Below are 14542 nucleotides of genomic sequence, written 5' to 3'. Positions count from 1 at the left end.
GACTTTTATTGTCAGCCTGCTTTTTGTCTTTTTCCCAGGTGAATTGTTTGATAAATACGTGGTTATACGCTTCTGAGATACTGGAAGAATAAGGCTAAGCTGACGGTAAAGTAGTGTTGAAATGCCGGTATTATTCAGTTAGGGTGCCGTTATCTTTAACTCTCCACGACCGTGACGACTTCTCTCCACAGCCGTGGTAGCTTCTCTTCACAGCCGTGAGAAGATCTCTCCACGGCCGTGGTGAATTAACAATGTCGGTGTTTTAATGGAACAATACCGGCTTGATAAAACAGGGATAAAGGCACCTTAACACAATAGTGCTTGCTTGATAGGACAAGGATACCCTAATATAAAAGCTATTGAGGAGCTTGAACTGCTATCAATTGTTGATTGTTTGAACTATCCGGCATACCTTTCCGTTTTTGTCTACTCCCTCTATGGTTATATCTTCCGGTGCGGTACTGTCCGGAGTATAATATTCAATGGTTGCTTTTCCTTCTGCATTCAGTTGCAGTGCTGGATTCCAATAAATCGTACTTCTTAAATCCGAACGCTGCGCATTCTTCTTTTCAGGAGTATCGTAAGTGGGTTGATAGAATTCGACAGAATCGCTGTAGCCTAGCGGAGTGTATGTGATAATGCCTCGCGCGGGTCTTGCAGGAAGATCTTTGCCCTCTTTCAGTGTGATAACAATGGCGCCTGCCGCACCACGAGAACCTAATATGGCAGCGTCCGCTCCACGAAGAAGGCTCAGACTGGACATATCGCTAGTCTGTATCATAGTCAGGATATCATTGTCGTCTTCATACACAACGTCATCAATGACAATGACGGGTTGCTCGGGATTATTTCGGATATGTATCTCATTGCCGTTTGTCACACTGACTCCCGGAAGTCTGCTGACTGCATCGAAGGCTGTCTGTGCACCATAATTCTCCAATTTATCCCCTTCGATAGTGTAAGTGTTGATACCTCCTGTGTAGATACTCTCCGAACCGGGCTTTTTACGACTTCCCGTGACAAGTACTTCTTTCAGGTTATACACCCTCATACCTCCTTCCATATAGTATTGGTCACGTGTGTTGAGTAAATAGTCTTCCATAAAGGTTGCTGCTTCATTACGGAAAGGTGACTTTGGGGAGGTTGCCGGATATTTAGGAGTATCGATTTCTATGTCTACTCCGGCAAATCCCCTTTTGGTGCGTGCCTGTACGAGGAAAGTTGTACTATCTTTGAATGATGTATTCACGATAAATTCTCCTTTTTCGTCCGTAGTAGTGGTAGCAACAATCTTTTGTTTGGGAGCTAAGACACAGATAGGGCCTTTTTTCACATTACCTCCAAAGAACCCTTTGATTCGTCCACTGATCGTTTGCCCCTTTTCTATGTAGTTGGCTAGATTCAAAGAAGGTGGAGTTACTACATTTTTGATATGATGTCTGCGCCACCCGTGTGTCATCATTAAGAAGTCCAGGGTACGTAGAGTTCTGAGATCTTGGCGGAGAAAATAATATCCGGGATTTTCCACATAACCTTTCAGATCGGAAGTCAGGAGAAGGTTTGATACGATATTATCTGCAAGGGAATCCGGCCGGATACTTCTCCGATCGGTAATGCTGATAGAAAAACTTCCTTCTATAGGACTACCGTTATGATCTTTAGCTGCGATTTGCAGAGATACCTTTTCTCTTTTTCCGTATGTCGGTTTGTCGGGAAGGATTTGCCACTGATGTGGATTACGGTCGGGGATGAAAACCAACCGTTCGCTAAGCGCATTGCCCTGTTGGTCGATAAGCATAAAATGAGTGATACCGGCATGAAACAGGCTGTCATTCATTCTTCCGAAAGGTTTGCTCGCATTGATCGGTTGCAGAATAGCTAATTTGCCACGAGTATGTGCTATTAAGAATAACCTTTCAGGCCATTCGGTTGTACTTGTTTTCTGGATTTCATAACGTATTTCCTTTTTGTAGTGCGTCATAGAGAGGGTAATCCCTTGCTGTTCGACAGCGGGAAGATTGAATCGCTTGCTGATACCATCATCGGATTTGGCAATTACATAGTAGGAATTTCCATCACTTGGATTTAAGGTGAAAACTCCCATACCATCGTGCTCGGAACGAAAAACGGTCAAGGTGTCTCCTTGTGAGTTGAACAGGAAACCTTCTATTTCTTTTGACAGACCGTCCGCTCCCTGCGCTTTGAAAGCTATATTCTGGTGGGGGACAGCTAGTAATGCACCGCCTTCCGGGAAGAATTTGATATCAAAATCTTTTGTGAATGAAGGCAGGTAGAAGGTTTTCTTATAGATGTATTGGGGATCGTCAAATTCTACTATGATCTGTCGGGTGGCGGCAGGTTTTAAATCCGGCAGGGAAATAGAAATAAGACCATGCTCGTCTGTCTTCCTTTTTCCTTTGTCTTCCACTTTGCCATTTTCGATATAACGGTAACGAATCGTTGTATTGTTGAACGTTTCCTGAGTATTGCTGGTAAATTTTATTTTAGCGGTGTAATGTGTTTCATCTTCCTGTTGATATTCAATGGTGGAAACGATTGTATTATCAATCGAATTACCGATCTTCAGATTGTGAGAATAAAAAAACTCCGGTTCTTGGTTAAGCATCCAGTTACTGTATCCTCGCAGGTAATAATCGCCTGCAGGGAGCGTGGGAGGAAGTGAGAAGGCATTATGGAATCCTAAGGAATCTCTGCGAATCTTTCTCCGTTCTATGATCGAGTCAGAACGATTGACAAGTTCTGTAATGATAAAGTTACTTTGTGTATTATCCTGATGTGTGACTGCATTTACCAAATACCCTTTAAACCATATTTTCTCCCCTGCTCCATAGAAAGGTTTATCCAGGTGCAGATATAGTTTCTCCTGAGGTACTTTTTCCAGCAGATTAAAATGGGCTATGATGGTATCTTGCATGTTTTGTGCAGATACGGTTATCGATACTGAGGAAATACACAACAGCATTCCGATGAGGAAAGCCATTGAACTTTGATTGATAGAAAACGTAGTCTTGCTTTTCATACTGTGTGCTTTACATTTACGACTTATGTGTCCAAATGGAAAAAATCTTCTTTCTGACTGTGAGTATATTGATTACAGATACAACGAGGAATAACAGAATTCCCATACTGACGGCTACCCATAATGAACCTGTTTCCAATTGCGGGAAAAGTAATTGGATACTGTTGAGGTAATAACCACGTAACCAGTAGACTAGTCCGATGGATAGGACAAGTACGACAATATTTAAACCTACCGTGAGTAATTGATAAGGCAATGCCACTCTGTTGGGACTATAACCGATTAATAATAAGCTTTCCAATTTTGTGGTGTTTTTCTGTAGTAACAAGAAGATACTTAGCATCAATATATAGAATGAGAGAATGCTGATAAATAAACCTACTCCCAATACTATTCCTACAATGAGGCGAAGAAAATAAGTGGTCTTTCCTGCATCCAGTTTTCCGTCTTCTGTTTCATATCCCTTTTTCTGGAAGTAACCGGCAATGGAAGAGTCGGCAGGGTTGTTGACTTCTATGATTAGTCGCGAAGGTTGTGCTTCTGCGCCCGGAGCGAAGTTTTCATTAGCCCATTTCATAAATGATTGCGGCACGAGAATGGTGTTCAGACGATTGGAAAAGCCGACAATGTTTCCTTTGTATTGTTCTACCCGTCCGTTGCCTCGCATCATTATGTCCATTTGGATAAGGCTCATCAATCCTTCCGAGAGCTTGGGCAGATTGCGGCTTTGGGCAAATCCGAAATTATACAGGTTCAGATAATTGCGGGGAATAATGATAGGGATTGTATGAGTGGATTCGTCAAAATGCCATTTGTCGAGTTTGATGTCGACAAATTCGTCAGGGACTGATTCGAAAAACATATCTGTGGAAAGGTGGATTCCTGCTTCCTGCATCCCTAATCCGGCTGATACTTTGAATTGTGAAGGAGTGAAAGCTCCTATTGTTTTAGTAAACGGCTGTTTTTTCAGGTCGGTGATGTCTTCGGCTGTGAATGTATTGCTTTTTCCTGCGAAAGACCCCAGCGTGCTGATCTTCTTTGTAGCTATGATGAAATCTTTTTTCATAAAGCTGTCTCCTTCGGTGAATACCGGAATCACATCCTTATAGAATTGCATACTAAGCAATACAATCATCATTCCGAATAGGTTGGCCAAGAAGAAACCGGCCAGCTGGCCGATACTGATATGTTGGCGGAGGAGTTTCCAGACAAGAGCAGACATTTTGTTTACGATTTTACAGATTACAATTAACGGTTTGAAAGAGTGTGATAGTATTTTCTTATGAGACAGCTGGTCATAGTTGGAAGATGTGGTCGTAAGGTAAATCAATATGCTTGCCAATGGAAGTTGCGATGACTCCGGCTCCTTGCCTTTCAACTTCGGCTGTGATAATTTCTCCCATGATACGGCTGTTCTCATTGTCCAGATGGCTGATCGGCTCATCGAGGAAAAGAAAATCGAACGGTTGGCAGAGTGCACGGATAAAAGCAACGCGTTGCTGCTGTCCGAAAGATAGTTTACCGGCTTTTACATTGATTTTATCTGCAATACCCAACTGCTCGAAGTATGCGAGAACTTCCTTCTTCTTTTTATATCCGGTAAGGTTGTTTTTCAGTTGTACGTTTTCGAGAGCGGTAAGTTCGGTAAAGATGCGTAAGTCTTGAAAAAGCATACTCAATGAATGTTTTCTCAAGTCTACCCATTGTTTCACGGAGTATGCTTTGATATTTGTTTCATCGAAATTGATAATCCCTTGATAATCGTTTCGATAGCCATAGATGTAACTGCACAACGAGGACTTACCGGTGCCGGAAGCTGCTTCAATCAGATACATTTTTCCTTTTCGGAAGAAAAGATCCTGATGCCATATATCCGAGACTATCGAATTACGGTCAGCAAACACTTGGGGAAGTGTTTGCTGTAAGTGAATACTATTCATACCGTTTGTTTACAGATTACATGCCGGCAAATTGCTTGGCAAAGTCAACGACTTGTTTAAGAGCATTGACATCTTTATCTTTCAGGCAAAGGTCGATTTCGCTGGTTTCACCTTCTGAACTGATAGATAGATAAGATACTTTGTTGGCTAATTCAAGGTAAGTCTTTACTTCCTTGCCTCCGAAACCTGTTATCATTTTAACAACGGGCAGATCGAGTATCGCTTCGGCATTGATAGCCATAAATACGGTTTTACCCTTCATGTCAGAAGCATAAGGAGTATCTTTGATGGACTTGTCTACTGCTTTGCCGACATTTTTGTAAAGTAACTCATCATTCGTCGCATACATTTGTTTGTCCTTGATTCCATAGAATATATTCATGCTTTTTGTTTTGTAGACATATTCATATTTTCCAAGTTCCAGAATGTCTTCACCTCTTTTCAGTCCCAACGACTGCTTGTTCTTATAAAGAGTTTCAAGCGCATTTCCATTTTTGACATCAGCGTATATCATAAAGGTCGGAGCACTGCTCATCGTGAAATTGATAAGGCCTCCGGAAACATCTCCATTGAATGAACTGAATAATTCTTTCACTTCGTCGGCTTTGGCAATGGATACCGTATTGCGGAATTCTTTATTCTCGCTTAACAGATTATAAAGTCCTTCTCCTTTCACTCCTATATTGCAAAACATTAGTGTGGAAGCCGGGAAATATTTGACAAAAGTATTGTTGGCTTTCCCGAAAGATTCCATTTGCTTTTTCAGTAAAGCCTTTACAGCGTCGTTCTCGGTATAGTTCTCTGTCTTGAGGGCAATCTTGCCTTTCTCAAAATTCAATCCTCCCAAAAGAGTAATATCTTCCGGTTTTACTTCGGCAGGCAGCCCCATGCTTACTTGATTGCGGTAATTGGAAGGAATGGCTGTCATGGATGCGAAGAAATTAATATCGTTTTTCTGCTTTTCCATTTTCTGGAAAGCTCCGGATTTTGCGATACTGTTCTCTGCTGTCTGTTTCATTAGAGTAACAATGCCTTCTTTGGCTTTTTCGGTCTGGGAAGCTCCGTTTACGTCGATGATCATCACAGTGAGGTTATTGAATACAAGCAAATCTCCGTTTGTTGTCGTAAAACTGTATCCATCGGCTTCGCTCACCGGCTGGCAGATCTGTTCTTTTGCCATTACATCCAATGAAGCATGCAAATTGTCTTCGTTGCTCACTTTTCCTACGATAGTGGGGTATGGGAAAGAAGAGGAAGAGAATACATAGACCGGAGATTCCACGTCAATTCCCGATTCACTGGGGTTTTTCATAATCTTCTCCAATTGTTGGAAAGTAGCGGCGTTCATTCCACTCTTCAGTGCTTCCAGTATTTTTTGTTTGGCAGCTTCATTCTCTTTATCGTCCAATCCGGCTTTGCTTGCGAGGGATTTGAGGTTGATAGAAGCAACTACCGAAGCATCAGCCGGTATCACATTTGTGTACTCTGATGTCTTGGAACATGCTGCCAGAAAAACAATCAGTACTGCCAGTACCGAGAGTCGTGAAATCATTTTCTTTACCATACTTATGTTATTTAAAAGTTGTATAATCATCTATTCAGTCGATTGTTGTGTTATTGGTTTTGAAGATTCAATATATGACAGGCTGCCAAAGCGGCTGTCTCCGTGCGAAGCCGTGATTTACCCAGACTGATTGGGACAAATCCTTGTTCAATGGCTTTCTTTACTTCCTCTTCGCTGAAGTCTCCTTCGGGACCTATCAGGACAAGCGCGTCTTCTTCGGGTTTGAGAATGTTTTTCAATAAAGGTTTGTCGCCTTCATAGCAATGTGCGATAAACTTCTGTCCTTTGAACTCACGGGTAATGAACTTATCAAAATCGGTCATTTCATTCAGTTTCGGCAATCGTGCTTTGAGTGATTGTTTGATAGCCGATATGAGAATCTTTTCGATGCGTTCGGTCTTGATAACTTTACGTTCCGAGAAACGGCAGTTGAGGAAGGTTAATTCGTCAAATCCTATTTCGGTAGCTTTCTCTGCAAACCATTCGTTACGGTCCATATTCTTTGTCGGTGCCATGGCAATGTGAAGATGACAAGGCCAGAGTGGTTCCTGAAATATGGTTTCCTTGATAGCCACCAGACAACGTTTGTTGGTCGCTGCCGTAATTTCTGCTTTATAGAAGTTTCCCTCACCGTCGGTAAGGGTGATTTCATCTCCGATATTCAACCGTAAAACACGGATGCAATGTTGTGCTTCCTCATCGGGCAGTTCGTTACTTTTCTGTATATCGGGAGTATAAAAAACGTGCATAATGTTAATTACTGATTATTGTTTCTTGAATTAATCTGGTCCCGTATCCGGGCAGCCAGCTCGTAGTTCTCCTCTTTGATAGCCTGTTGCAATGCTTCTTCAAGAGATATTCCCTCATCATTTATCTGTCCGGAACGAGTTCTTTCTTCTCCCGACAGGTGCAGGCATTCTTGTTCAAGGATGGATTCATAGATAAGAATCGGGCAATCGGCACGTACAGCCAATGCTATCGCATCCGAAGTACGTGCGTCGATTCGTATAATCTCGTTGTCTTTTTTAAGATAGATATAGGAGTAGAAAATACCGTCTTTGGCTTTATAAATCAATACACGTATCAAGCTTGCCCCCAGTACGGTGAGGCTTGTAATGAATAAATCGTGTGTCAACGGACGGGGAGTTTTCACTCCTTTCAGGTATAAAGCGGTGGCTTGGGCTTCTGCCGGACCGATGATGATAGGCAATTGCCGCTCACCGTCCACTTCGCCTAACAGCATGGCAAATGCGCCTATCTGTGCCTGACTGTTTGTAATATTTATAACTTGTAATTCTACCTTTTTATCCATTGTTTTTTCTTACTTAATTAGTTTTGACTTTCTCGCTGGTGTTTGTATTTGAATACTAAAGCAAACAAAACACCTATAACGAGTGCATAAGCTGCAAATATCAGCCAAATATCTGTCCACTCGCGGCTTACCAGCCTGCCATCGGCATATACGGAGAATGCATCCACCACAGCGCCGCTGGCATATCCGCCGATAATCGCTCCCAATCCGTTGGTCATCATAAAGAATAGTCCCTGTGCGCTGGCACGAATGGAAGAATTGGTTTCTTGTTCAACAAACAATGAACCGGAAATGTTGAAGAAATCAAAGGCCATACCGTAAACAATCATAGAAAGGATGAGCATCCAAAGTCCGGAACCCGGATCTCCGAAGCCGAACAGTCCAAACCGGAATACCCAAGCGAACATACTGATCAGCATTACCTGTTTGATTCCGAAATGTCTCAGGAAGAAGGGGATAGCGAGAATGAATAATGTCTCGGACATTTGTGATATGGATAACAATATAACCGAATGTTTCACTCCAAAAGAGTCGGCAAATTCCGGAATACCGGCAAAACTACTCAGGAAGAGATCTCCATAAGTGTTGGTGATTTGTAGTGCAGCTCCCAAGAGCATGGAGAATAGGAAGAAAATAGCCATTTTCTTTCTTTTGAATAACACCAATGCATCTAGTCCGAAAGCTGAAAGCCATGATTTGTTCTCAGATTTGGTAGGCAGGCAAGCCGGTAGGGTGAATGAATAAAGGCCGAGCAATAGCGCGGAAGCACCGCCTACATAAAGCTGCGCGCTCGAATTCTTGAAACCGGTAAGGTCTACCGCCCACATGGCACAGATAAAACCGATAGTTCCCCATACACGGATAGGAGGGAAGTCTTTGATCAGATCGCATTTATATTGTTCTAATGCATTGTATGAAACAGTATTGGCGAGTGATAGGGTAGGCATATATACCAGCAGATTAAGTAACATCGCCCAATACATATGATCGTAGTCTGTTGCTGTAGAGGCGTAGAAAAGGCAAGCGGCTCCTATGATGTGGCAAAGTCCGTATAACCGTTCTGCATTAAACCATTTATCGGCTATGATACCGATGATACCGGGCATTACTAAAGAAGCGATTCCCATAGTGGCGAAAATGGCGCCGATCTGTCCACCTTCGAAGTGGAGTTCTCTGCCCATATAACCACCTAATGATATTAACCATGACCCCCATACAAAGAATTGCAGGAAGTTCATAATAATCAAACGAACTTTTATACTCATGACTTTTTAAATTTGTGTTTCTCTTTCTCGTTGATAGTTGATAATAGATGCAAATATAATATTTTCATTGGATAGGTGAACTAGTAATCGGAGAAAAAGGTACAAAAAAAAGAAGGCTATCTATCCCAGACAGCCAATCTTTGTTAACCTTAAATCTAATACCATGAAAAACACAGTGCAAAGATAAGTGGTTTTATGTTATACAACATAATGTCTTGCTATAAAACTTCTGTTTGTTAACTCTAATTAACTTTGAATCCTTCTTTTTTCTGCTATTGCTTGCTGTTTCACCACAGATTACACGGATTCGGTTATTCTACATAGAGTACCAGCCCTTTCAGATATTCTCCTTCAGGATGATAAATGTTTACCGGATGGTCGGCAGGTTGGGTCAGTTGATGCAAAATGCGTACACTACGTCCTGACATCGCTGCGGCTGTAAACACGGCTGTACGGAAATTATCCTTGCTGACTACTTGCGAACAGGAGAAAGTAAACAGAATGCCGCCCGGCTTGATTTTCTCGAAAGCTTTGGCATTCAGTTTCCGATAACCTTGCAGTGCATTTCGTAACGCATCTTTATGTTTGGCGAAAGCAGGAGGATCAAGAATGATTAAATCATACTGATCGCCCATACGGTCAAGATACTTGAAAGCGTCTTCGGCAAAAGCTTCATGGCGGGGATCGCCGGGAAAATTCAATTCGACATTCTTATTTGTCAGGTCGATCGCTTTAGCGGAACTGTCAACAGAATGAACGAGCTTGGCACCTCCACGCATGGCGTAGAACGAGAAGCCACCGGTATAACAGAACATATTAAGTACTGAACGGCCTTTGGCGTACCGTTCCAATAAAGAACGGTTCTCGCGTTGGTCTACAAAAAAACCGGTCTTCTGACCTTTCAGCCAGTCTACATGGAATTTCAAGCCATATTCTTGTGCGATATTATCGTTGCTTCCTCCTTTCAGAAAACCGTTCTCAGGGAAAAGGTCTGCTTTAAAAGGAAGGGTTGTCTCTGATTTATAATAGATATTTTCAATCTGATCTCCCATCACTTTGGACAAGGCCTCGGCAATAACCATACGGTCTACGTGCATTCCTGCCGAATGTGCCTGCATAACGGCAGTCTTGGCATAGACATCGATAACCAATCCGGGAAGATTGTCTCCTTCACCGTGTACCAGACGATAGGTATTATTGGTCGGATTCGTGGCGATACCGATACTGCGGCGCATATCGTATGCTATTTCCAGCTTACGCTTCCAGAAATCGTGATTGATAGGTTCCTGTTGAAAAGAAAGCACACGTACAGCGATACTTCCGATTTGGAAGTGTCCTTCGGCTATAAATTCTTTTTTTGAGGTGTATACTTCTACTACTTCACCTTCTTCGGGTTCTCCGTCAAAACGGGAGATAGCACCTGAGAAAATCCAGGGGTGAAATCTTTTGAGAGACTCTTCTTTGCCGGGTTTGAGGTATACTTTATGCATGATATTTTATTTATCTGATTCAATTAAATGTTCTTCTTTCTTCTCTTCGGGAGCAATTTCATAATTGCCCGTTTGCTTCAGTTCCTGCAATAAGTTGTATATGTTGAGGCAGGCCCATGCGTCGGTAGCGGCATATTGCTTTTGACCGTCGCTCAGCACATCGGCTTCCCAATTAGACAAGCGTTGTGACTTGGAAATCTTCTCCTTAAACAGGATTGCATAAATCTTTTGCAGACTTTTATCCTGGATGCCGAACTGGCGTACGTAATCTTGCAATTCGATGCAATTTTGCTGGTTGAAAGGAGCACGTTTGTGCAACATCATAAAGTCATCCTTTAGTGAAAGACCGACTTTTATCACGTCCGGATTCTCTAACAAATCGACTAACGGCCGGGTCAGTCCGGTCATGTTGAGGCGAAACAGGAAACAACATTCTTCCGACGAAATCTGAAGGAGTGCCACTTTATGTGATTGCCCCTTTGTAAAGGAAGGGCGTGTTTCGCTGTCAATACCTATCACAGACCGGGATTGCAGATAAGCCACTGCTTTTTCCGTTTCCGTTTCCGATTGGATGACATAAATCCGTCCCGGAAAAACCGTTTTCGGGAGCTCCTTTACTTCATCTTTATTTATAGTTCTTCTTACAATCATTTTTATTTATTCATCGTGGTGACAATGACAGCCGTTTTCGTGGCAGTGGCAATCGTCATCGTGGCAATGGCACTCATCGTCTTCGCAACAGTTACCGTCGTCACTTGGTTCGTAAAATCCTTCTTCATTGTCCTCTTCGTCCTGTTGGCTGTACTTTACGTCGTGCAATGCGCGTAACGTGTTGACCAGTTTCTGTCCCCATAACATTCCGAAGTTTTCCTGGCAGACAGCCAATGAATCGTTCATCGTTTCGTTCAACCCCAATTGGAAAACAAAGATAAAGTCTTTGATATCCTGATAGATATCCGCCAGATCTTCCGAAATGGACTTCTTGATCGGCTGGTCGCTATAAACCATATCTTGTACGAATACATCCAGATAATCATCCTTGTCACCCATCAATTCCGCAAGGTTGATACGTAGAATTTCATAGATTTCCTCCGTTACATACGTTTCGAGCACTTCCTCTCCGATAGTCTCACATTTGGGGAGCATAGATGCTTTGAGATAGAGTAGGGGAAGTATTTTAAGGGATGTGTCAACGAAATCGCTACGCTTCATGCGTTCGGCACGTTCGAGGAATGCGCAAAATTCGGCGGCTACCGTTACGAACTCAATTACATTCTTATCAAATATCGTTTGGCTTTCTTTTTCCATAATCAGCATTGATTTGAAACGCAAAGGTAAGAAAAAGGATTGAATGAGCGTAGTGCTCGTTATTTTTTTATTATTTTTGCAGCTTAGATTATGATCCCAGTTTTATAAAAAGAATAAAAAGACTCATGGCAAAGAAGAAATTAGATAAGGAGACGGAACGTACTCCCTCTTCCCCTAGCAAAATTATTGCAATATTCAAGAATGAGACTGTCCATTTTGTGATTGGACTGATGTTGGTTATCTTTTCTGTTTATTTACTTTTGGCTTTTTCCTCTTTCTTTTTTACGGGAGCGGCCGATCAGAGTATTATCGACAGTGGAAATCCGGCAGATTTGTCGGTCGTTGATAATCATGTGAAGAACTATGCAGGTTCACGCGGAGCACAGTTGGCAAGTTATCTGATCAACGACTGTTTTGGAATCTCTTCTTTCTTTATCCTTGTCTTTTTGGCTGTGGCGGGATTGAAGTTGATGCGTGTACGTGTCGTACGGCTGTGGAAATGGTTTATCGGATGTACCTTGTTGCTGGTCTGGTTCTCCGTTTTCTTTGGATTTGCTTTTATGGAGCATTATCAGGATTCCTTCATCTATCTGGGGGGAATGCACGGGTACAATGTCAGCCGTTGGCTGATTTCCCAAGTAGGTGTGCCCGGCGTGTGGATGATTCTGTTGATAACGGCTATCTGCTTCTTTATATATATCAGTGCGCGCACGATTATCTGGTTGCGTAAACTTTTTGCTTTGAGTTTCCTGAAACGTAAAAAGAAAGAAGAAGTTGAGACGATTCCGGCAGGCGAAGATAATCCGGAATTTACTACTTCTCAACCTCAGGAAGTAGAATTCAATCTGAAACGGACTTATAAGCAGACTCCTCCTCCGGCTGTGGTGGATGTTCAGTCCGAAGAAGAGGAAGAGTTTCCAACAGAGCACGCTGAACCGGATGAGCCTTCTTCTGCGGCAGATGAGAGTGAAGGAGTTACGATGGTATTTGAACCGACTGTTTCTGATTCGGTTCCGTCGATACCTAAGGATACCGAAGATGAAGAAGAACCCGGATTTGAAGTGGAACCGGCAGTTGCAGAAGAGGAATATCAGGGCCCTGAATTGGAACCTTACAACCCGACTAAGGATTTGGAAAACTATCGCTTTCCTACGATCGACTTGATGAAACATTTTGAGAATGATGATCCTACGATTGATATGGACGAACAGAATGCGAATAAAGATCGTATTATCAACACATTACGTAGTTTTGGAATTGAGATCAGTACCATTAAAGCGACGGTTGGTCCTACGGTGACGCTGTACGAGATTACTCCGGAACAGGGAGTTCGTATCTCAAAGATTCGCGGATTGGAAGATGACATTGCATTGAGCCTATCTGCCGATGGTATTCGTATTATTGCTCCGATACCGGGCAAGGGAACTATCGGTATTGAAGTGCCGAACAAGAATCCGAAAATTGTTTCCGGTCAAAGTGTGATCGGAAGTAAGAAGTTTCAGGAGTCTAAATATGATTTGCCTATCGTATTGGGTAAGACTATTACGAATGAAGTCTTTATGTTCGACCTTTGTAAAATGCCGCACGTGTTGGTGGCAGGTGCGACCGGTCAGGGTAAGTCTGTGGGGCTGAATGCGATTATCACTTCCTTATTATATAAGAAACATCCTGCCGAACTGAAGTTTGTGCTGGTCGATCCGAAGAAAGTGGAATTTAGTATCTACTCGGTAATTGAGAATCATTTTCTGGCTAAACTTCCGGATGGAGGTGAACCGATTATTACGGATGTAACTAAAGTGGTACAAACTTTGAATTCGGTTTGTGTGGAAATGGATACTCGTTACGACCTTCTGAAGATGGCTCATGTGCGTAATATCAGAGAGTATAACGAAAAGTTTATCAATCGTCGCCTGAATCCGGAAAAGGGACATAAGTTTATGCCGTATATCGTAGTTGTGATTGACGAGTTCGGTGATTTGATCATGACGGCAGGTAAGGAAGTGGAACTTCCGATTGCGCGAATCGCACAGTTGGCACGTGCTGTCGGCATTCACATGATTATCGCTACACAGCGTCCGACTACGAATATTATTACGGGTACGATTAAGGCCAATTTCCCGGCACGTATCGCTTTCCGTGTATCTGCTATGATGGACTCACGTACTATCCTTGACCGTCCGGGTGCGAACCGGTTGATTGGTAAGGGAGATATGCTTTTCTTACAGGGAGCTGATCCGGTGCGTGTGCAGTGCGCTTTTATTGATACGCCGGAAGTGGAAGAAATAACGAAGTTCATTGCTCGTCAGCAAGGTTATCCTACTCCGTTCTTTTTGCCTGAATATGTGAGTGAGGATGGTGGTAATGAGGTAGGGGATATTGATATGGAACATCGTGATCCTTTGTTTGAAGAGGCAGCTCGATTAGTCGTTATTCATCAACAGGGCTCTACTTCGTTGATTCAACGTAAATTTGCTATCGGATACAATCGTGCAGGTCGTATCATGGATCAGTTGGAGAAGGCAATTATCGTGGGGCCTGCGCAAGGTAGCAAGGCGCGTGATGTCTTATGTGCTGATCTTGATGAACTTGAAAGGAAATTGAACAATTTGCAGTAACAGTTCGT

At 42.6% G+C, this 14542-nt stretch carries 11 protein-coding genes; 1 reads left to right on the top strand and 10 read right to left on the bottom strand.

Annotated elements, in window-relative coordinates:
* Positions 1 to 379: 379 nt before the first annotated feature.
* The 10 genes from GD630_RS10625 to GD630_RS10580 all read right to left on the bottom strand — a co-directional run bounded on the left by GD630_RS10625 (position 380) and on the right by GD630_RS10580 (position 11919).
* Complete coding sequence (locus GD630_RS10625) at positions 380 to 3040, bottom strand: TonB-dependent receptor plug domain-containing protein (protein WP_143865439.1); 2661 nt, start codon at positions 3038 to 3040, stop codon at positions 380 to 382.
* Between the two features lie 16 nt (positions 3041 to 3056).
* Entirely contained in the window at positions 3057 to 4262 is a 1206-nt protein-coding gene (locus GD630_RS10620) for an ABC transporter permease (RefSeq protein ID WP_143865610.1), read from the bottom strand.
* A gap of 73 nt (positions 4263 to 4335) precedes the next feature.
* Complete coding sequence (locus tag GD630_RS10615) at positions 4336 to 4980, bottom strand: ATP-binding cassette domain-containing protein (protein WP_143865437.1); 645 nt, start codon at positions 4978 to 4980, stop codon at positions 4336 to 4338.
* Positions 4981 to 4996: 16 nt separating this feature from the next.
* Positions 4997 to 6544 (bottom strand): DUF4836 family protein, encoded by a 1548-nt coding sequence (locus GD630_RS10610; protein WP_143865435.1) that lies wholly within the window; start codon positions 6542 to 6544, stop codon positions 4997 to 4999.
* Between the two features lie 50 nt (positions 6545 to 6594).
* Entirely contained in the window at positions 6595 to 7293 is a 699-nt protein-coding gene (locus tag GD630_RS10605) for a 16S rRNA (uracil(1498)-N(3))-methyltransferase (protein WP_143865433.1), read from the bottom strand.
* Positions 7294 to 7301: 8 nt separating this feature from the next.
* Positions 7302 to 7856 carry a bifunctional nuclease family protein gene (locus GD630_RS10600; protein ID WP_143865431.1) on the bottom strand — a complete coding sequence of 185 codons (555 nt, stop codon included), beginning with the start codon at positions 7854 to 7856 and terminating at the stop codon, positions 7302 to 7304.
* Positions 7857 to 7873: 17 nt separating this feature from the next.
* Positions 7874 to 9121 (bottom strand): nucleoside permease, encoded by a 1248-nt coding sequence (locus tag GD630_RS10595; RefSeq protein WP_143865429.1) that lies wholly within the window; start codon positions 9119 to 9121, stop codon positions 7874 to 7876.
* 311 nt (positions 9122 to 9432) lie between these two features.
* Positions 9433 to 10611 carry a class I SAM-dependent rRNA methyltransferase gene (locus GD630_RS10590; protein ID WP_143865427.1) on the bottom strand — a complete coding sequence of 393 codons (1179 nt, stop codon included), beginning with the start codon at positions 10609 to 10611 and terminating at the stop codon, positions 9433 to 9435.
* Positions 10612 to 10617: 6 nt separating this feature from the next.
* Positions 10618 to 11262, bottom strand: coding sequence for a 3'-5' exonuclease (locus GD630_RS10585; protein ID WP_007757345.1), 645 nt, complete (start codon positions 11260 to 11262; stop codon positions 10618 to 10620).
* 6 nt (positions 11263 to 11268) lie between these two features.
* The gene (locus GD630_RS10580) at positions 11269 to 11919 is read right to left on the bottom strand and encodes a DUF5063 domain-containing protein (RefSeq protein WP_007765165.1); all 651 of its coding nucleotides are present in this window, start codon (positions 11917 to 11919) and stop codon (positions 11269 to 11271) included.
* 125 nt (positions 11920 to 12044) lie between these two features.
* On the opposite strand from GD630_RS10580, the gene GD630_RS10575 reads away from it, so the two are divergent.
* Positions 12045 to 14534 carry a DNA translocase FtsK gene (locus tag GD630_RS10575; protein ID WP_143865425.1) on the top strand — a complete coding sequence of 830 codons (2490 nt, stop codon included), beginning with the start codon at positions 12045 to 12047 and terminating at the stop codon, positions 14532 to 14534.
* The last annotated feature ends 8 nt before the right edge of the window (positions 14535 to 14542 follow it).

It is taken from the genome of Bacteroides zhangwenhongii (assembly GCF_009193325.2).
GTDB classification, from domain to species: domain Bacteria; phylum Bacteroidota; class Bacteroidia; order Bacteroidales; family Bacteroidaceae; genus Bacteroides; species Bacteroides zhangwenhongii.
This window is presented reverse-complemented; position numbering and strand designations above follow the sequence as displayed.